A 26,305-nucleotide genomic window follows, 5' to 3' on the forward strand; every position below is an offset into this window, starting at 1 on the left:
ACGCAGTTGCTCGAACAGGGCCGTGCCACTGGTGTTTCCGCGGGCGAACTCGGCATGGAGGCAGAGTTACGACGGGACGGCCGCACCCGGTTGCGGGTCGTCGCTCGCCGGCTCCGACGGCGGGTCGCTGAGCTGCTCGCGCAGGTAGTCCCAGACCACCGCGATCAGGGCGGCTGCCGGTACCGCGAGCAGGCTGCCCACGACGCCGGCCAGGTTCCCGCCCAGCGTGACGGCCAGCAGGACCACCGCCGCATGCAGACCCAGCCCGCGACTCTGGATCATCGGCTGGAACACGTTGCCCTCAAGTTGCTGCACCACGACGATGATCGCCAGCACGATCAGCGCGTCTGTCAGACCGTTGGACACCAACGCGATGAGCACTGCTACGAAGCCCGCGAACAGGGCACCTACGATCGGCACGAAAGCGGAGATGAAGGTCAGCACCGCCAGCGGGAGTACGAGCGGCACGTCCAGGATCCACAGGCCCAGACCGATGAGGACCGCGTCGATCATGCCGACGAAGGCCTGGGAACGTACGAACGAGCCCAGAGTGTCCCAGCTGCGCGCCGCCAGGATCGGGACATCGCTGGCAAGCCGGCCGGGGAGCTGGCGGGCGAGCCACGGAAGGAACCGCGGGCCGTCCTTGAGGAAGAAGAACATCAGGAAGAGCGCCAGGACCGCAGTGACCACACCATTCACCACGGTGCTCACTCCGGTGAAGAGGGTGGTGACGACGCTGCCGACGCTGTCCTTGATCCCGGCGGTCGCCGAGTCGACTCCGCCTGAGATCTGGGCGTCATCGATGTTCAGGGGCGGTCCGGAGGCCCACTCGCGCAACTTCTCGACGCCGTCGGCCACGCCGTCGGCGAGTTCGCCGGACTCGGACGCCACCGGCACCGCGATCAGCGCCACGATGCCCGCAGCGACCAGAAGGAACAGCACGGTCACCACCGAGGCTGCCAGGGCGGCGGGCCACCCGCGCCGGCGGAGGAATTGGGCCACAGGCCAGGTCAGTGTGGTGAGCAAGAGGCCCACTATGAGCGGCCAGACGACCGACCACATCCGACCCACCACCCACAGGGCCACCGCAGCGGCCACCAGAACCAGCAACAACTCGACGGAGACTCGAGCAGATCTGCGGAGCGCGGCGGCGGTCTTCGTGGAACTCAGCGTGGCAGGCATGGGGGACACCCTATTGATACTTCAGACACGCTTGGCACCGCAGTGGGCCGGGAGCGGCCTGTCGGGGATCTGCCGCGGCCCGACCGGCCGACTCACCACCACACCCCAAAGGAATGCGGTGCACGCCCAAGAGGTCCTGTAGAGCTGTCCTACGCGACGTCAGGCCGCGTCATCAGTGGCGAGCGCACGTGCAGCTCCAGGCTGGGGCCGGTCAGGGGAGGGGTGCTCCAAGTCGCCGTCGCGGTCCCCGCGTCGGCGTCGACGACCAGACGAACGCGGTGCGGGGTGGTGATGATGCAGAGATCGGCGACATAGGTGCTGCCCTGCCAGGCGCCGGACGCCACGATCGGCCGACCGAGCGGGGAACTCTCCCGCCAGTCGCCGTGGCCGACCTCGATGCCGAAGAGCGACTCGCATCGCACGAGCCATCCGCCGCCGGTGGGATCGACGGTCACCGTCGTTCCCTCGGGCAGCGCCGACCCCTCGGCCGAGGCGTCGAGTTGCGCACTGACCGCGCGCCCCGGGCAGGCCGAACCGGGCACCGGCGGCAGCGACAGTCGCCGCAGCCGACCGGAGAGAATCGCGTCGTCCCTGGCGCTATCCGCGTTACCCACGCCGGGCAGCAGACATTCCCCAACTGCGTCGAACACGTCCTGGGAGTCTCCTTGGGCGGTCACGGCGACGACGAGATCGTGGGACGGGACCACCACACACTGCTGCGCATAGGAGCCGTGCCCGTGGTAGCCGTGACGCGACATCCAGAACTGGTAGCCGTACCCGTAGGAGAAGTCCGTCTGGTGCGATCCGTCCAGGACCCACTCGCTGTCGATGTGCTTGCTGGTCGCCAGCTCCACCCATGCGCGTGGGACGAGCTGTTGGTCGCCCCACACGCCCCCGCGCCGCAGCAGTTCGCCGAAGGCGGCGACGGCCTCGGTCGTCAGATGCAGTCCGTGGAATCCGAAGGCGGCGCCACTGGCCACCCGGTCCCACTCCGCATGGTCGATGCCCATCGGCGAGAAGAGGCGCTCGTCGAGGAACTCCGGAAGACCGCGGCCCGTAACCCGCTCCACCATCCGGGCCAGGATGTAAGTGGTCGAGTTGTCGTAGACGTGCCGCGCCCCCTCGGCTACGGAGAACGGCAGGCCCAGGAAGCCCTTGACCAAGTCGTCGGGTTCCCGCTCCCACGCCTCGGCGAGGCTGTCGGTGGGATGCCCGGCCGTCATGGACAGCAGGTGGTGAACGGTGATGCGGCGGCCCTGCTCCGAGACGTCGGCCGGGACACGGTCGGGCAGCACGTCCACCACGGGGTCATCCAGCGAGAGCAGCCCGTCGCCGACCGCGAGCCCGACGGCGGTTGACGTGAACGACTTGGTCAGCGAGTAGAGAAGGTGCGGACGGTCGGCCGAGTACGGCGCCCACCAGCCCTCGGCCACGACGCGACCGCGATGTACGACCATCAGGGAGTGGCTCTCGCCTGATCGCGCTTCGAGCCTGTCCAGCATCGCGGCGATCGAACGGGACGATATCCCCGAGGCGGCCGGCGCCGAACGGGGAAGCAGGGGGCGCTGACATGGCATTCCGACGTTCTAGCAGACCCACAGGGCCCGCGTCGTCGATTGCGTCGACGTCCTGTTGCGGCGCCGGGCGGGTGACGACTAGAGCTTCTACCGATCTGCCCAGTCTCAGCCGGAGAGCTGCCGGTCCGGGGCAGTTGGCCAGGGCGGCTTCGAGGAATTCCTACCGGTCGGCGGCAGTGTCTGACCACACCGCTAGCTTGTGGGGTGCATCTCACCGATGATCGACAGTTTCCGGCCGCGCTCGCTGCGGCGATGGCCCTACCGTTCGACTACGCCGACGGTGCCGGGGTCGATTTCGAGCCCTTCACGGCCTTCCTGTCCGCCGAGGAGACCACCGCCTGGTTTCGTGCCTGGACCGGCAACGGTGAACCACAAGGCGACGACCTTTGGCCGTTCGGCCAGGACGGCTCGGGTGGATACGCCGCTTTCTGGCTGGTCCGCCCAGGCCGGCCCCTGGCCGACCAGCCCGTCGTCTTCCTCGGGTCCGAAGGGGAGACCGGTGTCGTCGCTCGTGACCTGGGCGCCTTTCTGTGGCTACTGGCCGACGGCTTCGGGCCTCTGGAGGCAGCCACCTCGTGTCAGCCGGGCTGGACTCCGCGCCCCAACCAGGAGATGGCAGCTGTCGCGGAGCGATTCGCGCCGGGCCTGCGCCAGCCGGCCGCCATGGTGATCGAGCAAGCCGCCGAGGAATTCCTTCACTTCACCGACAGCATCGTGGCGCTCTGCCGCTGACTCTCAGATGCGAGGGGCAATTCCAGTTGCTGCTCCGGCGTACTCGATGACCATGGCCTTTCTGCCACAGGGCAAGGAGGCCCACGGCTTGGAGGTTCCGGAGCCGGTGGCCGAGGACTTCAGGTAGGCGTCGACAGCGAATCGGGACCACGATGGCTCTTCGCCCAGTCCCAGCGACAACAGCCCAAGCAGACGACACTGAAGCCTGCGCGTGTATCCCTCAGACCTGCCGAGTGGTCGGTAGACGCGATGGGTGGAGTGGCAGAAGGATGGGTCCTGCAGCCAGCCTCGATACCGCTACGCCGTGAGCGACTATGCACGGACTCGCTATCAGCGGCCGGTACGCGCCTGATGGTCTTGTTCTCACCGACCGTTCGCAGTCGCTCGACGGACAGGCGGACAAAGCGGCTCGGGGATCATTAACAGCGAAGATCCTCTGCCCTGACGTCGTCGGCAGAAGCCCCCGCCGCCTGGCTAACAGGCCTCGGCCGCGCGGGCGGGGCGATACTGATGGTGACAGTCGGCCTACCAGCCGGTCCCTGAAGCGGGCCCGGCTGGTGGGGGATGCACCTTTGTCGATGTCTCTGAGGGGAGCCGTTCATGACCACGGCGAAAGACCTGTTCATCATCGCCATGGACCTGAAGCATTCCGTGGGACAGGGCGACCTGTCCCTCGCACTCGCGGGAGCCGAGCTGATCGATCTCATCGGTGCGGGGGCGGTTGCCGTGGACGGTGACCGCATCGTGCCGGGTGAACAGCCGACGCTGGAGGATCGGTTCATGGGCGAGGCTGCGGCAGCGCTCACTCGGCAGGCACCCTATGAACGGATCGATGACTGGCTGTGGCGTCGCGGCCGAGACCTTGCGGCCGCGTACCAGACCGCTCTCGAGGAGAGCGATGAGCTGAAGCCGCAGCGCAGCGGCCGGTTGTCCTTCGGCCAGCAACGCATGGAACCGGTCGATACGCCCGCGCGCCGCCGTGCAGCCGACCGCTTGCAGGAGAAGGAACCCGTCCTGGCCGCCCTCGCCTCGATCGTGGGCATCGACGACGAACGATCCGACGATGAGCCCGGTCTCGATGACGAGGCGGTGACGACCGTGCTGGCTGCCGTCCACGACGCGGTGATGGAGCTGGAGGCCGTACGCCAGAGGCGGACCATCGAGAACGCGGCCTTCGCCAACCTCTGGCGCGGACCGTGAGTCGAACCCGCCTTCGGGGGCGTGGCCGAGTCCGACGGTGACGGCGACGCGGTCGCGCGGGCGTCGGGCGGCGCCAGCGCGTGCGTGGACCAGTTCCGGTCAGGGTCGCTCGACCTAGACCTGGAAAGCTGATGTGTCTCCGGCCCACAGCCCGATCACGGGGTCTCATGTGCCCCGAGACAACGGATGAGGCGCTCGCGCGGGAGCAGCTTGGCTCCTCGACCGAAGTCCCCCAGCACCGAAAGCCTCGTGATGCGAGGTCGCCGCCAGCACTACCTCTCCGGCATCTGCGCACTGATCAAGGTCCGTCGCCGGGACACGACGAGGTCACAGCGGCGCCACCGGCAGACCGAGCCCCCTCGGGGCTTGGCCCTGGGCGGGCGATGCCGATGGCGGCCCTCGTCTTCGTCGAGAACTGGGCCGCGCTCACGATCATCGCGACGGTCGACCAGATCGCCGCAGTGGTCGGCGGGGGCCGGGCTGGCGCTGGCCGCGGACACCTGTGGCGCCTATGTCATGTTGAGCCTCGGCAATGCGGCGAGCTTCGCCCTGTGCGCGGTCCTTCTGCTCCTGCTGCCCTGCTATCCGGTGCTGGTAGTACCGGATAGCAGCCTCCTGCCGATCTGGATCTCGGAACAGACCGAAGCGCCGCGCTGGACAGTGGCCGCACTGTTCGCCGCCAATGCCGCCTTCTGCGTACTGATGCATACCAGGATCGGTTCCCGTATCGAAACCCGCACGACGCCGGCAGGGCGTTTCGCACCGCGGGCTGCTCTTCTGTCCGATGATGGCGCTGGCGGCGTATACCCCGGTCTGGGCGGCAGCGGGACTGGCCTCGGCAGCGATTTTCGTCCATAGCTTGGCAGAAGCCTGGGAGCCCTCGGCGGGCTTCGGTCTTGTCCCGAACCATGCCCAAGGCCAGTACCAAGTACCAAGGCCCCATCGGCCTCGGCTTCAGCGCGGGCCAGGCTCTTGCCCCCGCTGCCCTCACCACGGCGGTGCTCGGCCTCGGCATGGCGGACTGGCTAAGGCTGGCGTTGTCGCGTTCCTGCACCCGTTCCAGGAAGCGGAGCACGTCGATGCGCCGGATCTCGGTCACTAGCCGAGCCGGCAATCCCGCCAGCCGGTGCCGGTGGCTCGTACGACGGCCCCGGCCAGTTCGAGGCGGTGCAGCTGATAGGTCATGGGGGGAGGAGGAGTTGGATAGCCCGACGGCGGCGCCCACCTCTTGCTGTCGCTCGGTGATGTCCCCGAGTGACGGGTCATGACCGTTCCTCGGCGCGGCGGCGCAGGTCGGCCAGCTGGGCGCGCGGCACTTCTTGGACAAGGCGGCGCGACAGGTCGATGAGCCGTCGGCGCAGGACGGTGTTGCTGGCGACAGGGGCCCCGGCGAGGGCGTTGTAGGTGCGGGTCCAGTCGCGCTGGGTCTGCACGATGTCGGGGGTGGTGTGTTCTGTGTGCGCCATGTTCTCAGTAGAGCATGTGTTCGATTTATGGTGCGAGTCAGGTATAGGCGTTGGTCGGCACAGCTTTACGCGGAGCCGCCGAGGGGGGCCTTCCGTCGGCGGCCAGGACGTCCTGGCGGTTACGGGTGGCGTCCGGGCGCCGAGTCGGCGCGCGGGGGAGGGGGTGGGGGTGGCAGGCGGCCATGAAGGCGGCGATGTCCACGTAGTACAGGTGCTCGCCGCCGACGGTGAGAGTGTGCAGCCGCTCCCGGTTTCCTGGCGCAGTCCCCGGGCGTCGCAAACGATGCCGTTCTGGACGGTGTCGGCGGTGACCGTGACGATCGCAACCCCTCCCTGGTTATCGGTGATAACGAAAAAATGTTAACGTCGAGGTATGACAAAGGAGCGATTCTCGGCAGCGGACAATCGTGAGCGCATCGTCGCCGCCGCTCTCACCCTCCTGAACGAGGAGGGACGCGAGGCCGTCTCGACCCGGGCGGTGGCTGCCGCGGCCAATGTGCAGGCCCCGACGATCTACCGTCTCTTCGGTGACAAGCAGGGGCTGCTCGATGCCGTGGCCGCCCACGGCTTCGCCGCGCACCTCCCCCAGAAGCTGGCGCTGGACGCAGACGGCGACCCCGTGGACCTCTTGCGTGCCGGCTGGGCGGTGAACATCTCCTTCGCCCTGGAGAACCCGACCCTGTACGCGCTGATCTACGGCGAGCCGCGCCCCGGGGTGCAGGTCGAGGCGGCGGAGATCGCCGGAAAGATCCTGGCCGATGCCATCCACCAGATCGCCGCAGCCGGCCGCCTACGGGTCGACGAGGCCCTCGCGACCCAACTGGTGCACGCCAGCGGCCGCGGAGTCGCGCTGGAACTCCTCTCCCGCACCTCGGAGCAGCGTCATCCGTCCCTGATCTCCGCCGGGCGGGAAGCGGTGATCGCCGCGATCACCAACGACGCCCCCCTTTCCGCGGACCCCGGCCCCGTTTCAGCCGCGGTCGCCCTGCGTGCGGTGCTCTCCCAGAGCACCGCACTGACCGACAACGAACGCGCCCTCCTTGAGGAGTGGCTCGACCGCATCGCCCTCCCCGGTACCGATCGGAGCACCTCATGATCGTCATCACTGCCCCTACCGGCCAGATCGGCCACCAGGTCCTCGACGCCCTCCTCGACCGTGGCTATCCCGTACGAGTCATCGCCCGCGACCCCGGCCGGCTCACGCCCCAGGCCCGCGAGCGCTCCGAGATAGTCGAGGGAACCCACAGCGACCCGGAAGTCCTCGACGCCGCGTTCAAGGGTGCCGACACCGTTCTGTGGCTGGTCCCCCCGAACCCCGGCACCGACGACAACCGGGAGCACTACCTCGGCTTCACCCGCGCGGCCTGCGACGCCGTCAAGGCCCAAGGGGTCAAGCGCGTCGTCGGCGTCACCAGCTTGGGCCGCGCGTACGGCAAGCACGCCGGACAACTGTCGGACGCGTTCGCGATGGACGAGATGATCGAGAGCACCGGGGTCGCCTACCGGGCGCTGGCCATGCCGTTCTTCATGGAGAACTTCCTCCAGCAGGCCGAGGTGATCAAGACGCAGGGGATGTTCTTCCTTCCGAACGCCGCGGACCGCCCGCTGGCGACTGTCGCCACCCGCGACATCGCCGCAGCCGCCGCCCGGCTCCTGGCCGACGACTCCTGGTCCGGGAAGGACACCGTCCCGGTGATCAGCCCTGATTCGCTGTCGCCCAACGGCATGGCCGAGGTCCTGTCCGAAGTCCTCCAACGCCCGGTCCGCTTCCAGCAGGTCGACGCCGAGACCCACAAGGCGACGATGATGCAGTACGGGATGAGCGAGGCATTCGCCCAGAGCCTGGTCGACATGGCCGCTGCCCAGAGCGACGGCATCTACGACGCCGAGCAGGCACTGGCCTCGCCCGCCCCCACCAGCTTCCGCCAGTGGTGCGAGGAAGTGCTCAAGCCCGCCGTCCTGGCTTGAGCGGTCGGACCGATCCGGGCGTATGTCGGGATGAGCAGGGCGTCGCCGCGTTGATGTTTTAGCCCTGCCAGTTCCAGGTTGCCGCTGGTGCAGGGCGGCAACCTAGGGTGTTGCCCTCTTCCCACTGCGTGCGGCGGGCGGCGGGCTGAATGGTGGACCAAAGCAACGGCTGGTGGTTGAGCTGTTGAATGCGTGCACAACGGGCGAAGCGACGCGAGGACGAGAGGGACGAGACGGACGCGCAAGCTCCATGGCACATGCCGACGCCCACGTCTAGAGGGCGTTCATCCCTCTCATGTCCCATAGCCTGACCCGCCCGCAGCATCCTCCTGCGCCCTGACACTGTGCAGCCGTCGCCCGCGTCAGGGCAGGGCACCCGGCCCACGAGCGCAAATGCACGGGCGGCCTGCGTCCGTCCAACCGTCATCGGTGCGTGTGTGACCGGACAAGCCAAGGCGAGGTCAGTGGTGCTGCCGCTGCTGCATCCAACGGGCGACGTCGTGTCGATGCGTCATCGGCACCAAGGCATTTATCCTGGTACCCGATTCTGCTTCGATGGCAAGTGTCCTTCCCTGGCGAAAGCTGATTCGCTCGCCTATGCACAGGTCCCCTCTCGGGCGTCCTGTGAAGATGGAGCGTGGCTGAAGGAGTAGACGCCGGTCGGTCAGCGTCACGACGAACTCCTCGCTTAGCAGAGGGTAGGGAAGTTGCCCAACCCTCTTGCGCACTGGCAGGGACAGTCGCACCTCCTCGCCTTGCGGCAGGTGCTTCCGGATGTCGCGTGCAGCGGACCGCAGCAGCAGGATGTTCGCCGCGTAAAGAACGATGATGAACGATGCGCTCGAAAAGACGGCCGTATGGAAATGCCATCCGGCGATCCGCGGGGTGGAGATAATGGCGATCGCTACAACGGGCATCGACAGTCGGGCGGAGACAATTGTAATGCTTTTGGCAGCCGAGTTCATTCCGTTCCCTTGGGTAGGCTGCGTGCACCGGTGTGCTGTGCTTCTCCAGAACCGGGCGGGAGGCGCCGAGTTGGGACTCGCCTGGCTTGCTGGAGCTGATTGCCTGCCAGCTTCGCTACTCGACGACCCCTCCCTATTTTCCGTAGCGCCGTGGTCCGCGGAGATACGCCGAGAGCATCAAGGCCCCTCCCACAAGACCGATGGCACCCGCCGTCACACTCCACCAGTCTGTGGGGTCGCTCAGTAAAGCCCCTTTGATTACCGCAAATATGCAGATGGCGACACACGCGATTGCATACGCGGGTAGCTGTTTTCCGTTCATCTTCTTCCATTCCAGAGCTAGTTGCGGGAGTTGCGTAGCGTTTTGTGCAATTGTGCGGTGGGTGGCGATGAGATCCCGCCGCCCACCCGTCGTTCGATCGTCCAAGGCCAGGGCTAGCCGTAGGTGATGATCTGTCCACTCTGGTCAGCGATAATCCGTCTGGCAGCGTTTCAAGTGCGGTTGACAGTTCCTCGGACGTTTGCAGCATCCCTCAGATCGAAAGGCCAGGCCTCAGTATCAAGCGCGGATGGCCTGAAGTAGGCACGGGTGCACGCCTATTCAGATCGTCGTTGCGGAAAGGTCGCGGTCCGATGACTGATCGGCTCAGGCAGGACGAAGCCGTCGAAATGCGTACTGTGACGGCCAGCAGAGGGCTCGAACAACCACATTGGTGACGATGAAGTATCCCGGGCTCACCCAACCGTCCGCTTTCCAGACGAGGCCCGGACCGTCCTCGCGGAGGTAGCGACGCAACATACGGCGCCGCAAAGGAGTTCCAGCCACGAACAAGACTGGAGCGGCAATGACTGCACCGACTGTCACGGCGAGTCGGACTGCCTGGACCCTGACGACGTTCTCAATCCGCATCGCTACAGTCTGCCGATCAGAAGAGACTCGTCCACTGCTTTACGGAACGTGTGCCTGAACTTCCAAGGGAGAGCGTTTGTCGATGGGCTCTACCCGTCGACCGGAGAGTGCCTGAATGTCGCTTGGAAGTAGCGGCGGCGGCCACGTAGATACGTTCTGGTGCGCCGAATCCGCAGTGTTGCTGGCGCTGGTCTTACCACGTCATGCAGTTCCGGCTCCACGCGACGTCGGGAGGGAACCTACGGCGGACCGGGTCGTGATTGTGCTGCAGGGCTTTCAAGTTCCGTCATTCCTACGGGCGTTGGCGCCGAGCGAGGGCATATCTGGCGGAGGGCCAGGTGCTATGGATCTCGTCTGCGGCTCAGTACGCGACGGCGCGGCCCACCAACTCCGCGAGTTGGGGCTTCATGGCGAAGTCGACTTTCGCGGGGATCCCCGCGCGCCAGGCAGCTCGTTGAGCGCGGCACATGCAGGTCACGGTCGTTCGCCGCGTGCCTGTGTGGGTCGGGGGCGTATCCCAGCAGGTTCGGCCAGCACCCAACAGTTCTTCCGCGGCAGGTCGGACAGCATCCCGAGCGTGAACTCCCCTGCACGGCAACGCGGTTCCACCCGGGCATACCGCCCCGCGATACAGCCCATCAGGACCTTGAACGCGTCCTGCCAACGGGCAAGATCTATGCTGTGACCCACGGCCACCGCCTGATCTTCTGTCTCCGCACACCGATGATCACCGGTGGCCGCACCTGTCGGCGAACCTGGAGTAGCGAATGACCTCGTCCGGCCCCGTCACCCGCGACCTGCTCGAAACCTTTGACGACGTACGTTCCAGAACCTTCGCTCGCCTTGAAGGCCTCACCGACGCCGAATACCTCTGGGAACCCGTCGCCTCGTGCATGACGGTCCGGGCCGATGCGGATGGCGTGTTCCGTGCCGACCCGCGGCCCACAGCCGATGTCCACCCGGCGCCGTTCACGACGATCTCCTGGCGAATATGGCACATCGGCGCCGACTGCCTGCGCAGTTACGGCCGCTTCTTCGAGGACCACCCCCATAGCGAGGACGACCGGCACCTGTGGCCCGGCACAGCGACCGAGGGCGTTCAGACGATGGCCAATGACTGGTCACGATTCCGGTCCCAGGTCGAGTCCCTCGGCGACGACCGACTCCTCCAACCCATGGGCTCCCGCGCCGGCGTTTACGGTCACGAGAGCTACCTTGTGTTGGCTCTCCACGCCTTGGACGAAGCTGCTCACCACGGAGCCGAACTCGGCGTCCTTCGCGACCTTTACCTTCACAGCTTCGTCGCGGACCAAGGGCTGACGGCGACGTAAAGCGCAATCATTGCTCAGCGTGCAGAGCACATCGTCCGGTTGGGCCGCCTGCAGGGAGAGGGGAGATCGATCAGCAACGCGGGGTAGTCGGTGGATGCCCGTCGGGCTGCTTCGCGCCGACTATCTACGGTGACGGTGGTCGTCGGCGGTGATGTCGGGCACGGGCAGGGCGCTACCTGCATCCTCTCGATGTGGCCACCGTGCCTGACGCCCTGGTGCGCCTGGACGCCGCGACCTCCCTCTCGGCCGCGCAAGTAGCCGCGCAAGTAATCGTGGACCTGCGGCCGGCGAGGTTCATCGCCTGCGCTGCGATCGGGGCGCTCCGTCGGGCTCGGCGGAGCGCGCGCTGGGTGCCGACGGCTGTCCGGCCCTGCTCACGCTCTGCGGCGCCTGCCAGTACTCCACGGGGTAATGCGTCGTCATGCCGTCCAGGGTGACGTTCGACGGGATTACAGGCTTGCGGGACACGCGGAGCTCTCCTCGCTCGCGGGGCCTGGGGTCGGTGCAAGTGTGAGGGGCTGCCGTGTGGACGAACACGACGGCGCGATCCCGCTTGTCGGCCTCTTCCCCCCGTCCGCGGTGGCCTTGCTGGAAGCCTGCCCCTCCGGCAGAGCCGTGCCCGCATCTGTCAGGCGGCGCTTCCCGCCGGGACCCGGGCGGCACCGGGGACCGGGACGACGCCGGTGTCCTCGGTGACTGCGGCCTTGGGCGGTACCCCGATTCCGAGCTTCTCGAGGATCTTCTTCTCGATCTCGTCGGCGAGGTCGGGGTTGTCCTTGAGGAAGTTGCGGGCGTTCTCCTTGCCCTGGCCGAGCTGGTCGCCCTCGTACGTGTACCAGGCGCCGGCCTTGCGGACGAAGCCGTTGTCCACGCCCATGTCGATCAGGCCGCCCTCGCGGCTGATGCCGTGGCCGTAGAGGATGTCGAACTCGGCCTGCTTGAAGGGCGGTGCGACCTTGTTCTTGACGACCTTGACGCGGGTGCGGTTGCCGACCGCGTCCGTGCCGTCCTTCAGGGTCTCGATCCGGCGGATGTCGAGCCGCACCGAGGCGTAGAACTTCAGCGCGCGGCCACCGGTCGTGGTCTCCGGGGAGCCGAACATCACGCCGATCTTCTCGCGGAGCTGGTTGATGAAGATCGCCGTCGTCTTCGTCTGGTTGAGCGCGCTGGTGATCTTGCGGAGGGCCTGGCTCATCAGGCGGGCCTGCAGACCCATGTGGGAATCGCCCATCTCGCCCTCGATCTCGGCGCGCGGCACCAGGGCCGCGACGGAGTCGATGACGATCAGGTCGAGGGCGCCGGAGCGGATCAGGATGTCGACGATCTCCAGCGCCTGCTCGCCGTTGTCCGGCTGGGACAGGATCAGGTTGTCGGTGTCGACGCCGAGCTTCTTGGCGTACTCGGGGTCGAGTGCGTGCTCGGCGTCGATGAACGCCACCGAGCCGCCTGCCCGCTGGGCGTTGGCCACGGCGTGCAGGGTCAGGGTCGTCTTGCCGGAGGCCTCCGGCCCGTACACCTCCACCACACGGCCGCGCGGGATGCCGCCGACGCCGAGCGCGACGTCGAGCGCGGTCGACCCGGTGGGGATCACTTCGATGGGCTCATTGGGCCGCTCGCCCAGGCGCATGACCGCGCCCTTGCCGAATTTCTGCTCGATCTGCGCGAGCGCGGTGTCCAGCGCCTTTTCGTGGTCGGTTCCTGCCATGAGCTTTCACCTGGTCCGATTGTGTGGCGCGCCGCACGTCGAAGAACGTGAGCGTCTACTGCCGACAACGGACGTCTCGGAGATCCAGTAAACGAACATCCGATCGATTTGCGTGTCCAATGAAAGGTACCAAACTGAGGGGGAGCGGAAGCGGTCCCGCACCGGACTGCCCCGGACGCGGACCGCGCAGCCGCCAGCTTCTCCTCGCTGAACCGCGGCGCCGTCGAACGTCGTCACTGCTGCTTCCGAGGGTGCCCTTCACCGGCTTCGCGACGTACGAGACGTCGTTGCAACAGGCCTCCTCGTGGGCACGAGGTGTACCCAGGTGATCGTGCCGATCGCGAAGACGCAGTCGCGTTGTCCTGCCATCTCTTGGCAACCAACTCGAGCTTGTGCTGCATGTTCTGATGAGGTGTCAGGTATCGCGGCAGGGGTCGAGCGGGCCTGTGGCCTCGACGCTGGGCGGAATCACGCCGCTGACCTGCGCGGATGGCCATTCGGCTGTTTCGGGCACAGGCTCGGTGACGCGGCCGAAAGCTGCAGAACGTCCCAGAGGTCCTCCGGTGCTGGCTTTTACGCTCTTTCGGTTCTAGTCAGGGTGAGGGGCTGCATCAGCCGCTGCGCGGGAGGCTGAGGAGACTGGCTGGCCGCGACTGGCTGCACAAACGCCCGGACGGGAAGTTGGCCTGCGCTACGGGCGACGCCGACGCCCTTGTCGTACGGAGCGTCGGCGTCGGCATGCAGGAGTGGCGGCGGGAGCGGGACGTGCTCCAGGCCGCGGTGTAGGCGCTGACTTTCCGGTTCGCCTGGTGCAGCTCGACGCGCGTGTGCTCGGGTGATTCCTGGTCAGCGGCGGCCGGTGGCCAGGGTGACGAGGAACTGGCCGCCGCCCGGCTCGATGTCGGCGGTCACCGGCAGCCCCGGTACGAGTCGGGAGAACCGGTCCACCAGCCAATCCGCCGCCTCTTGGGCGTCCCGCTTGGTCGGGCAACGGCCCACCATCTCGCGGCCCCCCTTGCGCTCCAGCCTCCCGGCAACGGTGATCAGCGGCGCGGGTTCGACCACGTACAGGCGGTCCGGCCAGGCGATGACCACCTTCACCGCGCCCTTGCGGGTGTTGCATCCGCGGTGCGCGAGCCGCTCGGCGACCTTGGCCTTCCGGTCGGCGGTCCGGCTGTCGACGCTGGGCCCCCGCGGGTCGTTCACCGATTCGTCGGGGTCGACCGCTTCGTCACATACCCAGCATCGCCAGCCGTCGCGCTCGGCCACATCATCAAGGAGACTCATCCGAGCAAACTAGCCTGTCCGGCCGCCACCCCGCGCACCAGGGGCCCGGCAAAGTCTTCACACCGGCCAACGATGCGGCAACGCCTAGCAGTCAGCGTCACCGATACGTTGAGCTGCGGGAATGCCGAAATCTTCGTGGGCCGTCAAGGCATCGGGGCGGTGGGCCCAAGGATCATCAAGGCATCGACGGGGAACTCTGGTGGGCCTGGCCTGTCACCCTGTCACTTTGATGACCAGGGCACCCGGAAGGTGGTGACGGCCCGGCCCGGCCCGGCGCTGCGTGGAGCGTGTGGCGGGGGCTCGGGTGCGGAATGGCAGGCGCTTCGCTGACGGGTCCGTCGACGGCCCGTGCCAAGGGCCGACGGACGCGACCGCAATATCTCGGGCAAGAGTGAGTAGAACGCGATCCTTGGTTGCGGGCGGAGAGGCCGGCCGGGCAGCAGAAGGCCTCAGACTGCGACGGAGATCAGGTCCACCACGAAGACGAGTGTCGAGCCCGCCGGGATCAACGGCGAGGGTGACTGGTTGCCGTAGCCCAGGCGTGGGGGAACGATGATCTCGCGCCGGCCGCCGACCTTCATCCCTCTGACCCCGCGGTCCCAGCCCTTGATGACCTTGCCACCGCCCACGGCGAACTTGAACGTCTGGCCCCGGTCCCAAGAGGTGTCGAATTCCTTTCCGGACGCGAAGGTGACTCCGACGTAGTGAACCTGGACGACCCTGCCCGGCTTCGCCTCGAGCCCGTCCCCGACGACGAGGTCGCGGACGGTCAGTTCGGTGGGAGCCTCACCCTCCGGAACGTCGATCCCGGGCTTCGTCAGTTCACTCATCGCAGCCTCATTCGCTCGCCGCCGGAAGCCCTGATGCAGACCAGCCGGGCGCAGGTCACTCTATGCGGTAGATCATCATGCTGTGGTGAACGCTGGTCTCCTGGAGTGCGTGAAGCCCAACGGAGCACGATCCTCGGCACGTCCACATCGGTTCCCTCAGAACATCAGCGACTCCCGGAACGGTGCTGGCGGCCTCGGGGGCCCGCCACGGTGTGGCACCGCTGAGCTTTCCCCGGATGGGCGCCTGATCTCAGACGTCCGCGCTTACACCCACGACGCGCCGCGCCAATTCGTCGATCAGCTTGTCGACGGAGTGCGCCGCGAGCAGGTCCGGCACCGTCAGGTCGTCCACGATCAGGCCAACCATGGCGAGATACATCAGGACGACACCGGTCCGGTCGCCCGGCAGGCCGCCGTCCAGATGGAAGCTGATGTTGGCGTCGAGCTGGGCGGTAAAGAACCGGGTGAGCTCGGCGTGCAGTTCGGGGCGCCGGGTGGCCTCCAGGCGCAGCTCCATCAGGGCGAGCCAGCTGCCGCGGTCCGCGCGCATGCGGCCGAGGAGCTGCTTGAGCAGGGTGGCGACCAGCTCGACGGAGGGCTTTTCGCTCATGGTGTCGGCGAGTTGCGACTCTTCGGGGGTCAGGCGCTCCTGGATGCGCGTCATGACCTGGGACAGCAACTCGGCGCGGTTGGCAAAGTAGTTGGTGGTGGTGCCCTTGGGGACATCGGCCTGGGTGTCGACCGCGCGCAGGGTGAGGCCGCGCGAGCCCTCGCGGGCCAGGACCTCGATCGCGCCATCGAGCAGGGCGGCCCGTCGTGCGGGGTTCTGACGCATGACATTTTCCTTCCGGAAGTCCATTGACACCACTGCAGTCGCAGTACTATGTTCTAACCACTGCACTCAGAGTACATCACTCGACGTGCCACTGACGCTGCCAGAGGAGTGAGATGCGAAACCAGTCGACGTCCCAGCTGGGCGCCCGATTCCCGGTACCCGCCAAGCCCCGCTCACAGCCCCGTCCCCGCCCGCTGCCCAAGCCGGGCACCCGCCGCTGAAAGGCCACATGGCAGACCCCATCGCGCATTTCACCGAAGATCACCGCGTCGAAGCAGACCGCGGACCCGGATCCGGATCCGACCACGAGGAGACCTCCATGCGAAAGCTCATCTACTTCATCGCTGTCAGCCTCGACGGATACATCGCGGGCCCCGACGGCTCCGACCCCAGCTCGGGACCGGACGCCTTCTGGCCGATCGGGCAGGACTATGTCGAGCACCTCGTCGCCACATACCCCGAGACGCTCCCGAGCCCGGCGCGGGACGCATTCGGGATCAGCGGGGACGGTGCGCACTTCGACACCGTCGTCGAGGGACGCAGGACGTATCAGAACGGTGTGGACGCCGGACTGACCAACGCCTGGCCCCACTTGAGACACCTCGTCTTCTCCCGCTCCCTCACCGAGTCCCCTGACCCGGGCGTCGAGCTCGTAGCCACCGACCCCGTGGCCAAGGTGCACGAGCTCAAGCAGGAGGACGGCAAGGACATCTGGCTGTGCGGGGGAGGGGAGCTGGCCGGAGTGCTCTTCTCGGAGATCGACCAACTGGTCGTCAAGCTGGCACCCATGGCGATCGGCTCGGGGACGCCGCTGTTCGGGCAGAAGCAACCGTTCGACCCGACGTTCTTCACCCTGACCGACAGCAAGATCATGGAGAGCGGCACCATCTTCCTCACGTACGCGAAGAAATGAGCCCGCACGCGAAGCAGTGAGGAAACGACACCCCCTGGGGAAGGGCGCAACCCGGCTCGCTGACCACTAGGCCTATGCGGTAGAAGCGGGTTCTGGCAGACATTGGCCTCGCCGCTCCGATCGGTCCCGGCGCCACGGGCGCCGGGACCGCGGGCCGAACAGTGGCCGAGTACTGGACCTAGGCCGTCGACCATGGACTCCTGTGGGTTCCGTCTCGGCGGTCCGCCGCCCTGACGGGCGGTGGACCGTTCCGTGCGGCGCCACCAGGTCGTTCCCTCGGCCTCTTCAATTGTCCAGCCGTGTCAGAGGGGCTGTCGCAGCCACGACTCCAGAGCCGCATAGTCGCTGTCAGTCAGGCCACGGCGGGGATCGACACGATGGAGCAGGGCTTGCCCTTGGTGGTGGGCAGCGACCCAGGCCCGATCGGTGTTCGTGATTTCGTCGTCGACCCAGGCGAATGGGCGCCCCGCCGCCCATTCGACCAGGGCACGGGTCTTCCAGTGCAGTCCGTTCCGTTCATCCTGGTCATCGATATCGGACGGGTCCGGCCAGACCACCACCGTCAGCTGCGGCAGACCGATGCGGGGCGCGATGCACTCGTTCGCTTCTGCCATCCATGTCGTCGCCCAGACCACCTCGCACGGGAGCGCCGCCAGCCGGGGGCCGTGCTCGGGATTGATCCTGGCCAGGAGCGGATTTGCGTCAGCACCCGGCAGGTCAGGACCTGTCGCATAGTTCGGATAGGGCTGGGACTCTGCGCCGAACGGGATGAGTGGCCCGTCGACATCGAGAAACAGCAGGGCGCGCTGCACGGAACCAGTCACGGGTGCACGGTAGCGGGGGATCCCGCCAGGCCCCGCCTTGATGACCAAGCCCGACAACCGACCGGCGTCCCGCTTGCTGTTACTTCTCATGAACATTCACGGGCCTCAAGATCCGCAGCTGCTGCCCAAAACAGCGGATAAACGCTGCCGCTGGCAGTAGAACGAAGCCAGCTCGCGCGGGTTCGTTCTACTGCCACGCCGGTGGAGTGCTCGTGTGCTCGCCTTCCTCCCCGAGATCGGGTCCTGGGGCAGGGGCGCGCCTGGGCTACTGTCGAAGTCGAGCGTGTCTGTAGCGCCGCTGTTTGTGCAGTCGTTGGGCCTGGGGTCAGGTGTCTGCGAGGGCGGTCATCAGGCGTTGGGCAGGGCCGGTAGGGCCTCGACGATCAGGAATGCGGGTTTGTGGTGCAGGACCGACAGCAGGCGGCCGTTGCGGATGCTGCGTCTGTACCTTCAGGCCGACGGAAGTACGGCGGCTGCCTGGCGATGGTGTTGGTCCTCGCGTTCGTCGCCGGGGTCCCTGCGGTTGGCAAGGAGCTGTGGGGCCGGGACGTCTGGCGCTGGGCCGGCGCCTCGTGGCCCGGCGGGGTCTACAACCTCGCTGTGCTGCTGGGGCTGGCTGTCCCGTGCCTGCTCCTGCTGCTGTTCGCCGCGCTGACCTCTCTGGACTGGCAGCGGTACAAGGCCCGTTCCTTCGCCTGGGCCAGCGCTGCGTTCGCCGGGTTCAGCGTGCTGGTTGCCATTGGCGGGGCGGCGGCGGAGACGTCGCCCTTTGGTGGAGGCCGCCGGGGCGCCCTTCGGGGCACTGCGGGCGGCACCGACACTTCGCGGGAGTATCCGGGCCTCTGGGCGGCAGGTGGCGGTGCCACGCTCGTCGGCATCCTCGTTCTGACGGTTCTGATTCTCTTGCGCGAAAGGACGTTGCGCCGCTCCCGCAGGTGATTCCGCCGCCGCTGTTGCGAGCACGGCGCCTGACGTCCGGGTGCTCGAAGTCTGTGCCGGTGCAGGCCCTTCAGGAGAGGCACGCGCGCCAGCGTCGGCAAGGAGCGAACGGAGGTGGCCCCGGCACGAGTGAAGACCACTTTGTGCTGCTCAGCGCCGGTGCGAGCGACACTCGTGCGCAACACCTGCGGCGCCGGTGCTGTATCAGGCAGATCTTGATTCGTTTCGCCGCGCGAACCGTGCCCGAGCAGCCTCGTGAGCGCTGTGCAGAAGCTGCACAATTGTGCCCATTGTCCTCTCGCCGGGATCGACGACGGAGACCCAGCCGAGCGCGCCGTGTACCGGGTGGGGCATCACGCTGTCGGCGGCTGCGTAGTCGCGAGGGCGGCTGATGCTGCGGGGCTCCTCTCCAGTGAGCTTTTGGAACGTCGCACGGTCGACGTGGATGTTCACGCGCCAGCGGCCCGGAGGGTCGAGGTCGCAAGCGTCGTCGTCGGGGTAGTTCTTGGTGACGATCGTCCCGTAGGGCTGGACGGTCTTGGGTATCTGGCCGTCGGGGGCGTAGTAGAAGAACGCGTCTCCCCACGCGAGTTCGGGGAAGACGCCCCCGGGTTCCGGGATAAGCACGAGCGCGCCGTCGAGGCCTCGTACCGTCGCGATGATCTGTTCCATACTCATGGTTCAAGCATTACCTTCAAGTGCTTATGTGGGGTTGGCGGGTGGGCGAGGGCATGAGTGGTTCGCGACGAGTACCGCTGAGAACCGTCGATGTCGCCAGGGAGTCGGGATACTCGGTGCAACAGGTGCGTGACCTGGAGCGGCTGGGCGTCATTCCTCCAGCCGAGCGATCGAGCAACGGTTACCGCTCATACACGTCAGTCCATGTGCATGCTCTTCGCGCCTATCGCGGACTCGCCGGTGCTGTTGGGCCTGTCGTAGCCCGGCAGATGTTCGCGGAGCTGCGGACTCAGACGATGGCGGCGGCAGCCTCGGCGATCAGCGCGGTGCATGTTCGGCTCGCACGGGAACGGGACGACGCTCTGCGTGCCCAACAAGCACTGCGTGCGATCCAAGATGAGTCGCACTCACCCGAGTTCGAGCAGGAGAGCGATGCGATGACGATCACGCAGCTGGCCGCAGCGCTCGATGTACGTTCCTCAACCCTGCGGTTCTGGGAGCAGGAAGGGCTCGTCATCCCCGAGCGTGTGACGTCGCTGCGCGCACGTCGATACGGGCTTTCAGCAATCAGAGCGGCCCGAATCGTCGCGGCTCTCCGCGGTACCGGTTACGGCATTCCCGCAGTGCGCGACATCATGGGATCCTTGCGCCAGCTCGAGGGCCAGGGAGAGACCCAACGCATCCTGCAACAACGTCTCGACGAGATCGCCATGCGGACTGTGGCCCTGCTTACAGCGGGCGCAGACTTGGCAGCCGTTGTCACGTCCGTGCAGGAACCGCCGATCGCCCGATAGAGCCGGACCGCCACACTTGCTGGCAATCCGGGTCGGTGGCTGCCTCGGCCGCACCTGGGTCTGCGCCTCGGCGAGGTCCAGGTTGGCCGCTCGCGTGACATCGAGGTCGGAGCGGGCCTGTTCAAGCCCGGCGACCAGTTCGCCTGTTCGCTGCTCCAGCCCAGGTTGATTGCCGGTACGGCAAAGGCAAACGCAAACGCAAAGGCTCATCGGCCCGGCAGCGGAGCCGACGGCCGGGCCGATGAGTTTGCTGACTGCCTGAGGTCTTCCCTGTGACCTTCCCGCCCTGTCGGCGGATCAGGAAGCGCCGGATGCCGGTGTCCTTGGGAGAGATGGAGGCAGGGATGAACAATCCGATTCGGCTGTACATGTCGATGTCGCTCGACGGCTACATCGCCGGGCCGGACGATCGGCCAGGTCAGGAGCTGGGACGCGACGGCGGACGGCTCTTCAACTGGCTCGACGATCGGGAATCAGACGGTCCCAGCGGACAGATCTACCGCGAGGCGCTCGCGACCGGCGCGATCATCTCCGGCCGACGCACCTTCGAACTCGCCGGGCAGTGGCAGGGCGACCACCACGACGGCGTGCCGATCCTCGTCCTCACCCACGAGGCGGATGACGCAGACGCGGCACCCGGCCACGCGCGTTTCATCACCGACGTCGAGGACTGCGCCCGCCAGGCTCGTGCAGCCGCCGGAGACCGGCCTGTCATGGTCCATGGGGCGGGGGCGGCCCAAGCACTTCTGCGAGCCGGCCAGATGGACGAGATGGAGATCCACCTGATTCCTGTCCTCCTCGGAGAGGGCCGGCGGCTGTTCGACCACCTCGGTGGAGATCACATCGAACTCGACCTCGTGCGACGGCTCGAGGGCCGCGACGTCACGCACCTCCGCTACCAGGTGCGCAGAGTCGAGGAGGCAGCGTGAAGACGCTCTTCGTCTCCTGCCGCGTCACCGACCTGGACCGTTCGCTCGGATTCTGCACCGCTTTGGGCAACGTCGAACTGGGTAGGTCGAGGCCGGTGACGGAGCTTGCCTTGTGATCTCAAGTTCCCCGGCGAACCGGCGGCCTCGCTCGAACTGGTCCACCGCCCCGGCGACGGAAGGTATAGCTCCTTTCCGGTGGCCAGGTGGCCCCCTTTTGAGCCCGATCGTTGATGATCGCGCTGGTCTGCCATCGCCATTGCCGTCGTCATCGCCGCCACCTTCGACCAGGCCTAGGCCCAGACCGGGACCCGCAATACCGCAGGGGCTGCCCGTGTCCTTCGTGGATGCCGCTGGCCGAGTGCGACCGGTGCACCTACCTCGCCCAGTGGGTGGCCGCATGACTGGCGGCAGCACCATGGCGGAGGAGGGCTACTTCGAGGCGGCAGCAGTGGATCGGGTCATCGAGCAGGGACCGGGAGGAACGGCCGTTCTCCGTGGTCGGCGAACAGCCGCACCACCAGGGCATGTGCCTGCACCAGCAAGTCATCGAACAGGACGAAGTGCGCGGCGAGACCGTGAGCCTCACCATCGATGTCCTCGAGGCTGCTCAGGATCCGGGCCACGCTCCGGCGGATCTCTTCGAGCGCACGCAGTGCGGCTGGACCGTTGGCCATGCGTCGCCGGGCACCGTTGGCCAGTGCGCTCAATCGGTTGCTCACGTACTGCAGTTGCACGCCGTCCGGGGATGCTTCCATCCGACCTCGAAGCGTCCTGGCTGCGCGTCCCGCCTCGCCCAGCACGCTGAGTAGTTCGTGCAGCAAGGCATTGTCGACGCCCGCCGGGTCGTCGGGGCCCTGGCGCTGGAACCGCTCGATCGCTGCCATCCAGTCGGCCGTCCGTGCTCCACGCCGGTATGCGGTCGGCACGGCGGCGTGCAGTGCACGGTTGCCGGCGGCCAGGTCGAGGCCGTCCTCCACCGCGGTGAGCACGGCGTCGTCGGCCTGGGCGAGCAGCGCGTCCAGCGCGATGTCGCTGTCGTACGTCGTCATCGTCCGCCTCCCTCGGGCTCGTTGAGCAGCAGCTGCTTGAGCCGGGCCCGGGCCCGGCAGACGTTCTGCCGCACGGCCGCTTCCGTCGTCTCCAACGCCTTGCTGATCTCTGCGGTCGAGAATTCGTCGAGAGCCCAGGCCATCACCCGGCGCTGGAGCGGGGGCAACGTGGCCAACGCCGCGTACACCCTGGCCTCTTCGTCTCTTAGTTCCACCGCGTTCAGTGGGCACACCCCGCCGGGCAGGTCCGGAATATCGGCGACGGGCTCCTCGCGCGCCGGACGGCGCATGTACTGGCGGAAGGCGACGGTCCGCAGCCAGGAGGCCGGATGGGCGATACACCGCCACTGCGCGAAGGCCTCAGCGAACGCGGCCTGCACCGCCTCGGCGGCCTCATGCGGCGCCGCACCCTGCCGCATCAGATGCCGCACCAGTGGCCCCATCTGTTCCTTGTAGCAGCGGGTGAAATCCCGGTCTGTCTCTCTGTCTGTCTCCCGGTCGGTCTTCCGGTCCTTATCCGGCGGCGACGCCGACGGCGCGGGTGACACGGGTGGCGCGGGCGTGACCACCGGACAGCCCACCGGTGATGACCCCTTGACTTCCACGACGACGAAGGACGTGCCCGACCGGAAGTAGTAGTCACTGAAGTCACCTTGCACGGGCCGACCTGCCTTCCGCGCCGACCTCAACGCGCAGCTGCCCATCAGCCCGCGTCTCCACCAGCACGCTACCGGGCGGCAGCAGCCGCACGCGGTCGCTGGCGCCCTGCTGGTGCACCTGGGCCAGTTGCACCCGGGCGCGGCTGCCGATCCACCGGTACAGCACTCGCGCACCGGCCAGGACCACAAGGCCCCCCAATGCCATCACGGTCTCAACCATGCCTCGGTCCCTCGCGTTTTGCGCGGCGCCCGGCGCACCGCTCTGTAGGTAAGTGCACTGGAACCCGGAATCTGTGACATGGCTCCCCCCTGGACCCGATGAACAGGCGTTGCCCGCGCTGGAGTTGACCCGCGTCCGAGCGCGTCCGAGCGCGTGCGCGCAGGCGGAGGCCGGGGTCGTCGAAGACGCTGCCGAAGGGGACTTCGGTGGCGGGGCGATCCGCGACGACGTGCAGTTCCGTGAGGTGGATTGCAGGCCAGGCAGTACTCGGACGGGTCCGCAGCCCAGCGATATCGTGGGAGCGAGCGCGGCACTGCTGAAGCCCGGCACCGGCTGGATCACGGCCCAGCGCATCGAAGTCTCCGCGGCATGCGCCTCTGAAACATCAGAGACGATTCCGGACGGTCCTCCGGGCGGCAGTGCGTCCCCTGCCTCCGGCGGACCGGAGGCAGCTCAGGCCTGGCGGCCTTCGAGGGCCGATGGGACGGGTCTGGTGGACACTTGAGCGCGTGGATCGAAGGCAATTCGCCGCTTCCCTACGAAGCCACCGCGAAGCCCTCCAGTCCGGGGACGTAGCCCCCGTCCACGGCGGGCCTTGTCGACGAACCCCGGGGCCGCGCCGCGAAGAGGTCGGATCCGGCGTTATGGCCATCGATGCAGGGGACAGGGTCGCACGCACGACCGTCGACGGCAGCGGGTGATTCACGGTCGCGGTGATCTGGTAGTCGGTGTACGCCCCATGTGGTGCATTCGATACGGCCGGAGGCGAGCGCGTAAGTGTGGTTGGGCGGCAGGTCGCAGGGGAAGTCTCTGTCCTGCGGACCGTCGGCTGGAGTGGAGCCTGTGTGACGTAGACAGCCGCTGTGCGGGAGCAGGGGAAACTTCAGGGGTGGAGTTGAGGCATCGTGGAACAGCGCATGTCGGTTGCGACCCACTGGGGCAGCTTTACCGCGGTGATCGACTCTGGTCGGTTGGTGCGAATCGAGCCGAGGAGCGATGACCCCGCGCCTTCGCCTATCGGCCCGGGAATGGTGAGGGCCGCCGACGATGGTGCTCGCGTGTTGCGCCCAGCGGTGCGCAAGGGCTGGCTGAACGGATTGCCGCGCGCCCATGACACGGCCAGAGGTGCGGACGCCTTCGTGGAGGTGAGCTGGGACGACGCGATCACGCTGGTCAGCGATGAGCTGCGTCGGGTGCGTGCACAGCACGGGGACAGTGCGGTGTTCGGCGGTTCCTATGGATGGGCGAGTGCGGGCGCGTTCCACAACGCGCAGGGTCAACTCCACCGGTTCCTTGCGTTGGGCGGGGGATACACCAACTCGCGCAACACGTACAGCACGGCTGCTTTGGAAGTGATCCTCCCTCATGTGATCGGCGGGCATCCGTGGAGCTACCAGTCCCGGATGCCGATGTGGGACGAGATCGCTGAGAACTGCGAGCTCGTGGTGGCGTTTGGAGGGCTGGCCCTCAAGAACAGCCAGATCAATCCTGGCGGGCTGGCCAGGCACCAGACGCAGAACCTGCAGCGCCAGTGCCATGCGGCCGGGGTGCGGTTCGTGAACATCAGCCCCATCCGCAGCGACGTCGCCGGGTTCCTCGACGCCGAGTGGCTGCCCATCGTCCCCAACACCGACACCGCGGCGATGCTCGGCATCGCCCACACGATGCTGGTCAATGGGTGGCACGACGAAGACTTCCTTCGCCGGTGCTGCGTCGGCTTCGACCGCTTCGCCTCCTACCTGGTCGGCGAGATCGACGGCGTCCCCAAGAACGCTGCCTGGGCGGCGGAGATCACGGGCATCAGCCGCGAGGTGCTCACCGACCTCGCCCGCCGCCTCGCCACCCAGCGTTCGCTCATCATGGTCAACTACGCGGTGCAACGGGCAGACCACGGTGAACAGCCGATCTGGATGTCCGTCGTGCTGGCCGCCATGGCGGGCTCGATGGGCCGCCCCGGCTGCGGCTGGGGCGCAGGTTACGCGACGATGGACGCGACCGGCGTTGCCCCGGGCCGCCCCTCCGTGGCGACGATCCCCAAGGTCCCCAACCCCGTTGCGGACTACATCCCGGTCGCAAGGATCGCCGACACCTTGCTGCATCCGGGGAAGACCATCGACTACGACGGGCAACGCCTCACGCTGCCCGAACTCCGCCTGATCTACTGGTGCGGAGGCAACCCGTTCCACCACCACCAAGATCTCCACCGGTTGACCCGCGCCTGGCAGACCCCTGACACGGTGGTGGTGCACGAAGCCTGGTGGAACACCACGGCCAAGTTCGCGGACATCGTCCTGCCCGTCGCCACCAGCCTGGAGCGCGACGACTTCGCCGCCGGATTTTCCGACCCTCACCTCGTCGCGATGCCGAAGGCCCGCGAGCCGGAGGGCGGATCGCGCACCGACCACCAGATCTTCGCCGCCTTGGCCTCCCGGCTCGGATACGAGCAGGACTTCACCCAGTCGCGTTCCGAGCTCGAATGGGTCCGGCACCTTTACGAGCAGACGCGGGCCGAACTCGGCGACGAGGCCGCCCTGCCGGGCTTCGACGACTTCTGGCACCGCTCCACCGCGGAGCTGCCGGCGTTGACCGGACCGTTTCCCGGTAGCTTCGCAGCGCTCCGCGCGGACCCCCGGGGCTGCCCCCTGCCGACACCTTCGGGCCGGATCGAAATCTTCTCCGAGGAGATCGACTCGTTCGGATACGACGACTGCACAGGGCATCCGACGTGGTTCGAACCGCAAGAGTGGCTTCACGCTGACCTCTCGGAGCGATTCCCGCTGCACTTGATCTCGAATCAGCCCGCCTCACGTCTGCACAGCCAGTACGACAACGGCGGCCACAGCCTCAGTTCGAAGATCCATGGCCGTGAGCCCGTGACGCTCAACCCGGCGGACGCCGCGTCGCGCGGGATCGAGAACGGCACGATCGTGCGCGTCTACAACGACCGAGGCAGTTGTCTGGCGGGCGCAGTCCTGTCGCACGACGTCATGCCAGGCGTCGTGCAATTGTCCACGGGTGCGTGGTGGGATCCGGTCCAGCCGGGCCTGGGCGGAACATTGGACCGCCACGGCAATCCGAACGTTCTCACCGCGGATCGGCCCTGCTCGCGCCTGTCCCAGGGACCGAGTGCTCTTAGCGCGCTGGTCGACGTCGAGTCGTACGGTGATCCCCTTCCTGAGGTGCTCGCCTTCACGCCGCCCAACCTCGAACACTGACACGAAGGCTGCCCGCCTCTTCGGGCCGGTTCGTGCCCTGCAGACCCACGATCCCCACGCGTAGCAGTCTGCCCCTGGCCGCTGAAGAGCTTTCCAC

General features: G+C 67.2%; 26 protein-coding genes and 2 pseudogenes. 12 read left to right on the forward strand and 16 right to left on the reverse strand.

The features are described from left to right. Positions 1-66: 66 nt before the first annotated feature. Entirely contained in the window at positions 67-1,182 is a 1,116-nt protein-coding gene (locus ACFUPX_RS09155) for an AI-2E family transporter (protein ID WP_383318474.1), read from the reverse strand. A gap of 149 nt (positions 1,183-1,331) precedes the next feature. After that, positions 1,332-2,639, reverse strand: a complete 1,308-nt coding sequence (locus ACFUPX_RS09160; RefSeq protein ID WP_383318477.1) for a serine hydrolase domain-containing protein — start codon at positions 2,637-2,639, stop codon at positions 1,332-1,334. 372 nt (positions 2,640-3,011) lie between these two features. Between ACFUPX_RS09160 and ACFUPX_RS09165 the strand changes: the two genes are divergently transcribed. From ACFUPX_RS09165 to ACFUPX_RS09175, 3 genes are all read left to right on the forward strand, one after another. Next, the gene (locus tag ACFUPX_RS09165) at positions 3,012-3,491 is read left to right on the forward strand and encodes an SMI1/KNR4 family protein (RefSeq protein WP_383318607.1); all 480 of its coding nucleotides are present in this window, start codon (positions 3,012-3,014) and stop codon (positions 3,489-3,491) included. Positions 3,492-4,091: 600 nt separating this feature from the next. Beyond that, complete coding sequence (locus ACFUPX_RS09170) at positions 4,092-4,691, forward strand: GPP34 family phosphoprotein (protein ID WP_383318480.1); 600 nt, start codon at positions 4,092-4,094, stop codon at positions 4,689-4,691. A 516-nt stretch (positions 4,692-5,207) separates the two neighbouring features. Beyond that, positions 5,208-5,549 carry a hypothetical protein gene (locus tag ACFUPX_RS09175; RefSeq protein WP_383318483.1) on the forward strand — a complete coding sequence of 114 codons (342 nt, stop codon included), beginning with the start codon at positions 5,208-5,210 and terminating at the stop codon, positions 5,547-5,549. A 240-nt stretch (positions 5,550-5,789) separates the two neighbouring features. Here the strand turns inward: ACFUPX_RS09175 and ACFUPX_RS09180 are convergent, their stop codons facing one another. Both ACFUPX_RS09180 and ACFUPX_RS09185 read right to left on the reverse strand, forming a co-directional pair. Then, a complete protein-coding gene (locus ACFUPX_RS09180; RefSeq protein WP_383318486.1) occupies positions 5,790-5,957 on the reverse strand; it encodes a hypothetical protein in 168 nt (55 codons plus the stop codon). After that, entirely contained in the window at positions 5,954-6,157 is a 204-nt protein-coding gene (locus ACFUPX_RS09185; protein WP_383318489.1) for a hypothetical protein, read from the reverse strand. Before ACFUPX_RS09185 ends, ACFUPX_RS09180 begins: the two co-directional genes overlap by 4 nt. 373 nt (positions 6,158-6,530) lie before the next feature. Between ACFUPX_RS09185 and ACFUPX_RS09190 the strand changes: the two genes are divergently transcribed. Continuing rightward, positions 6,531-7,253 carry a TetR/AcrR family transcriptional regulator gene (locus tag ACFUPX_RS09190; protein WP_383318492.1) on the forward strand — a complete coding sequence of 241 codons (723 nt, stop codon included), beginning with the start codon at positions 6,531-6,533 and terminating at the stop codon, positions 7,251-7,253. Then, on the forward strand, positions 7,250-8,125 hold the full coding sequence (locus ACFUPX_RS09195; protein WP_383318495.1) for an NAD(P)H-binding protein: 876 nt from the start codon (positions 7,250-7,252) through the stop codon (positions 8,123-8,125). The genes ACFUPX_RS09190 and ACFUPX_RS09195 overlap by 4 nt, the downstream gene beginning before the upstream one ends. A 461-nt stretch (positions 8,126-8,586) precedes the next feature. Here the strand turns inward: ACFUPX_RS09195 and ACFUPX_RS09200 are convergent, their stop codons facing one another. Beyond that, entirely contained in the window at positions 8,587-9,090 is a 504-nt protein-coding gene (locus ACFUPX_RS09200) for a hypothetical protein (RefSeq protein ID WP_383318498.1), read from the reverse strand. A gap of 1,420 nt (positions 9,091-10,510) precedes the next feature. Next, positions 10,511-10,678, reverse strand: a pseudogene (locus ACFUPX_RS09205) (IS701 family transposase); the annotation flags it as partial. 89 nt (positions 10,679-10,767) lie between these two features. On the opposite strand from ACFUPX_RS09205, the gene ACFUPX_RS09210 reads away from it, so the two are divergent. Further along, on the forward strand, positions 10,768-11,331 hold the full coding sequence (locus ACFUPX_RS09210) for a DinB family protein (protein WP_383318501.1): 564 nt from the start codon (positions 10,768-10,770) through the stop codon (positions 11,329-11,331). Between the two features lie 294 nt (positions 11,332-11,625). On the opposite strand, the gene ACFUPX_RS09215 is transcribed toward ACFUPX_RS09210, so the two are convergent. The 5 genes from ACFUPX_RS09215 to ACFUPX_RS09235 form a co-directional block, all read right to left on the reverse strand. Next, positions 11,626-11,799, reverse strand: coding sequence for a hypothetical protein (locus ACFUPX_RS09215; RefSeq protein WP_383318504.1), 174 nt, complete (start codon positions 11,797-11,799; stop codon positions 11,626-11,628). Positions 11,800-11,959: 160 nt separating this feature from the next. After that, complete coding sequence (gene recA, locus ACFUPX_RS09220; RefSeq protein WP_383318507.1) at positions 11,960-13,036, reverse strand: recombinase RecA; 1,077 nt, start codon at positions 13,034-13,036, stop codon at positions 11,960-11,962. A gap of 846 nt (positions 13,037-13,882) precedes the next feature. Next, the gene (locus ACFUPX_RS09225; protein WP_383318510.1) at positions 13,883-14,323 is read right to left on the reverse strand and encodes a hypothetical protein; all 441 of its coding nucleotides are present in this window, start codon (positions 14,321-14,323) and stop codon (positions 13,883-13,885) included. Positions 14,324-14,772: 449 nt separating this feature from the next. Then, positions 14,773-15,153, reverse strand: a complete 381-nt coding sequence (locus ACFUPX_RS09230; RefSeq protein ID WP_383318513.1) for an FKBP-type peptidyl-prolyl cis-trans isomerase — start codon at positions 15,151-15,153, stop codon at positions 14,773-14,775. Between the two features lie 250 nt (positions 15,154-15,403). After that, positions 15,404-15,988 (reverse strand): TetR/AcrR family transcriptional regulator, encoded by a 585-nt coding sequence (locus ACFUPX_RS09235; RefSeq protein WP_383318516.1) that lies wholly within the window; start codon positions 15,986-15,988, stop codon positions 15,404-15,406. Positions 15,989-16,307: 319 nt separating this feature from the next. Between ACFUPX_RS09235 and ACFUPX_RS09240 the strand changes: the two genes are divergently transcribed. Beyond that, on the forward strand, positions 16,308-16,901 hold the full coding sequence (locus ACFUPX_RS09240) for a dihydrofolate reductase family protein (protein ID WP_383318519.1): 594 nt from the start codon (positions 16,308-16,310) through the stop codon (positions 16,899-16,901). Between the two features lie 302 nt (positions 16,902-17,203). On the opposite strand, the gene ACFUPX_RS09245 is transcribed toward ACFUPX_RS09240, so the two are convergent. Further along, positions 17,204-17,725 carry an HAD domain-containing protein gene (locus ACFUPX_RS09245; RefSeq protein WP_383318522.1) on the reverse strand — a complete coding sequence of 174 codons (522 nt, stop codon included), beginning with the start codon at positions 17,723-17,725 and terminating at the stop codon, positions 17,204-17,206. A gap of 483 nt (positions 17,726-18,208) precedes the next feature. On the opposite strand from ACFUPX_RS09245, the gene ACFUPX_RS09250 reads away from it, so the two are divergent. After that, positions 18,209-18,664, forward strand: coding sequence for a hypothetical protein (locus ACFUPX_RS09250; RefSeq protein ID WP_383318525.1), 456 nt, complete (start codon positions 18,209-18,211; stop codon positions 18,662-18,664). 204 nt (positions 18,665-18,868) lie between these two features. Here ACFUPX_RS09250 and ACFUPX_RS09255 read toward each other — a convergent pair whose 3' ends face one another. Next, the gene (locus ACFUPX_RS09255) at positions 18,869-19,336 is read right to left on the reverse strand and encodes a DUF6194 family protein (protein WP_383318610.1); all 468 of its coding nucleotides are present in this window, start codon (positions 19,334-19,336) and stop codon (positions 18,869-18,871) included. Between the two features lie 59 nt (positions 19,337-19,395). Here ACFUPX_RS09255 and ACFUPX_RS09260 point away from each other — a divergent pair, with 59 nt between their 5' ends. From ACFUPX_RS09260 to ACFUPX_RS09270, 3 genes and pseudogenes are all read left to right on the forward strand, one after another. Next, entirely contained in the window at positions 19,396-20,136 is a 741-nt protein-coding gene (locus ACFUPX_RS09260; RefSeq protein ID WP_383318527.1) for a MerR family transcriptional regulator, read from the forward strand. Between the two features lie 344 nt (positions 20,137-20,480). Next, on the forward strand, positions 20,481-21,065 hold the full coding sequence (locus tag ACFUPX_RS09265; protein ID WP_383318613.1) for a dihydrofolate reductase family protein: 585 nt from the start codon (positions 20,481-20,483) through the stop codon (positions 21,063-21,065). After that, positions 21,062-21,242: pseudogene (locus ACFUPX_RS09270) on the forward strand (VOC family protein); the annotation flags it as partial. The gene ACFUPX_RS09265 and the pseudogene ACFUPX_RS09270, both read left to right, overlap by 4 nt. A gap of 281 nt (positions 21,243-21,523) precedes the next feature. Here the strand turns inward: ACFUPX_RS09270 and ACFUPX_RS09275 are convergent. The 3 genes from ACFUPX_RS09275 to ACFUPX_RS09285 are packed head-to-tail and all read right to left on the reverse strand — an operon-like array spanning position 21,524 to position 22,993. Beyond that, a complete protein-coding gene (locus ACFUPX_RS09275) occupies positions 21,524-22,114 on the reverse strand; it encodes a hypothetical protein (protein ID WP_383318530.1) in 591 nt (196 codons plus the stop codon). Further along, positions 22,111-22,773, reverse strand: coding sequence for an RNA polymerase sigma factor (locus ACFUPX_RS09280; RefSeq protein ID WP_383318532.1), 663 nt, complete (start codon positions 22,771-22,773; stop codon positions 22,111-22,113). The genes ACFUPX_RS09275 and ACFUPX_RS09280 overlap by 4 nt, the downstream gene beginning before the upstream one ends. Continuing rightward, on the reverse strand, positions 22,763-22,993 hold the full coding sequence (locus ACFUPX_RS09285) for a hypothetical protein (protein WP_383318535.1): 231 nt from the start codon (positions 22,991-22,993) through the stop codon (positions 22,763-22,765). Before ACFUPX_RS09285 ends, ACFUPX_RS09280 begins: the two co-directional genes overlap by 11 nt. Positions 22,994-23,898: 905 nt before the next feature. Between ACFUPX_RS09285 and ACFUPX_RS09290 the strand changes: the two genes are divergently transcribed. Continuing rightward, on the forward strand, positions 23,899-26,208 hold the full coding sequence (locus ACFUPX_RS09290; protein ID WP_383318538.1) for a molybdopterin-dependent oxidoreductase: 2,310 nt from the start codon (positions 23,899-23,901) through the stop codon (positions 26,206-26,208). Positions 26,209-26,305: the final 97 nt, after the last annotated feature.

The organism is Streptomyces sp. NPDC057302 (assembly GCF_042667685.1).
Taxonomy (GTDB): Bacteria; Actinomycetota; Actinomycetes; order Streptomycetales; family Streptomycetaceae; genus Streptomyces.

Coding starts and splice junctions, on each gene's coding strand:
- ACFUPX_RS09175 (WP_383318483.1), top strand. CDS start 5,208: ATGTTGAGCCTCGGCAATGCGGCGAGCTTCGCCCTGTGCGCGGTCCTT.
- recA (WP_383318507.1), bottom strand. CDS start 13,036: ATGGCAGGAACCGACCACGAAAAGGCGCTGGACACCGCGCTCGCGCAG.
- ACFUPX_RS09255 (WP_383318610.1), bottom strand. CDS start 19,336: ATGGAACAGATCATCGCGACGGTACGAGGCCTCGACGGCGCGCTCGTG.
- ACFUPX_RS09210 (WP_383318501.1), top strand. CDS start 10,768: ATGACCTCGTCCGGCCCCGTCACCCGCGACCTGCTCGAAACCTTTGAC.
- ACFUPX_RS09185 (WP_383318489.1), bottom strand. CDS start 6,157: ATGGCGCACACAGAACACACCACCCCCGACATCGTGCAGACCCAGCGC.
- ACFUPX_RS09155 (WP_383318474.1), bottom strand. CDS start 1,182: ATGCCTGCCACGCTGAGTTCCACGAAGACCGCCGCCGCGCTCCGCAGA.
- ACFUPX_RS09240 (WP_383318519.1), top strand. CDS start 16,308: ATGCGAAAGCTCATCTACTTCATCGCTGTCAGCCTCGACGGATACATC.
- ACFUPX_RS09195 (WP_383318495.1), top strand. CDS start 7,250: ATGATCGTCATCACTGCCCCTACCGGCCAGATCGGCCACCAGGTCCTC.
- ACFUPX_RS09160 (WP_383318477.1), bottom strand. CDS start 2,639: ATGGTCGTACATCGCGGTCGCGTCGTGGCCGAGGGCTGGTGGGCGCCG.
- ACFUPX_RS09200 (WP_383318498.1), bottom strand. CDS start 9,090: ATGAACTCGGCTGCCAAAAGCATTACAATTGTCTCCGCCCGACTGTCG.
- ACFUPX_RS09250 (WP_383318525.1), top strand. CDS start 18,209: ATGGTGTTGGTCCTCGCGTTCGTCGCCGGGGTCCCTGCGGTTGGCAAG.
- ACFUPX_RS09275 (WP_383318530.1), bottom strand. CDS start 22,114: ATGACGACGTACGACAGCGACATCGCGCTGGACGCGCTGCTCGCCCAG.
- ACFUPX_RS09235 (WP_383318516.1), bottom strand. CDS start 15,988: ATGCGTCAGAACCCCGCACGACGGGCCGCCCTGCTCGATGGCGCGATC.
- ACFUPX_RS09165 (WP_383318607.1), top strand. CDS start 3,012: ATGGCCCTACCGTTCGACTACGCCGACGGTGCCGGGGTCGATTTCGAG.
- ACFUPX_RS09180 (WP_383318486.1), bottom strand. CDS start 5,957: ATGACCCGTCACTCGGGGACATCACCGAGCGACAGCAAGAGGTGGGCG.
- ACFUPX_RS09190 (WP_383318492.1), top strand. CDS start 6,531: ATGACAAAGGAGCGATTCTCGGCAGCGGACAATCGTGAGCGCATCGTC.
- ACFUPX_RS09265 (WP_383318613.1), top strand. CDS start 20,481: ATGAACAATCCGATTCGGCTGTACATGTCGATGTCGCTCGACGGCTAC.
- ACFUPX_RS09285 (WP_383318535.1), bottom strand. CDS start 22,993: ATGGTTGAGACCGTGATGGCATTGGGGGGCCTTGTGGTCCTGGCCGGT.
- ACFUPX_RS09170 (WP_383318480.1), top strand. CDS start 4,092: ATGACCACGGCGAAAGACCTGTTCATCATCGCCATGGACCTGAAGCAT.
- ACFUPX_RS09260 (WP_383318527.1), top strand. CDS start 19,396: ATGAGTGGTTCGCGACGAGTACCGCTGAGAACCGTCGATGTCGCCAGG.
- ACFUPX_RS09230 (WP_383318513.1), bottom strand. CDS start 15,153: ATGAGTGAACTGACGAAGCCCGGGATCGACGTTCCGGAGGGTGAGGCT.
- ACFUPX_RS09225 (WP_383318510.1), bottom strand. CDS start 14,323: ATGAGTCTCCTTGATGATGTGGCCGAGCGCGACGGCTGGCGATGCTGG.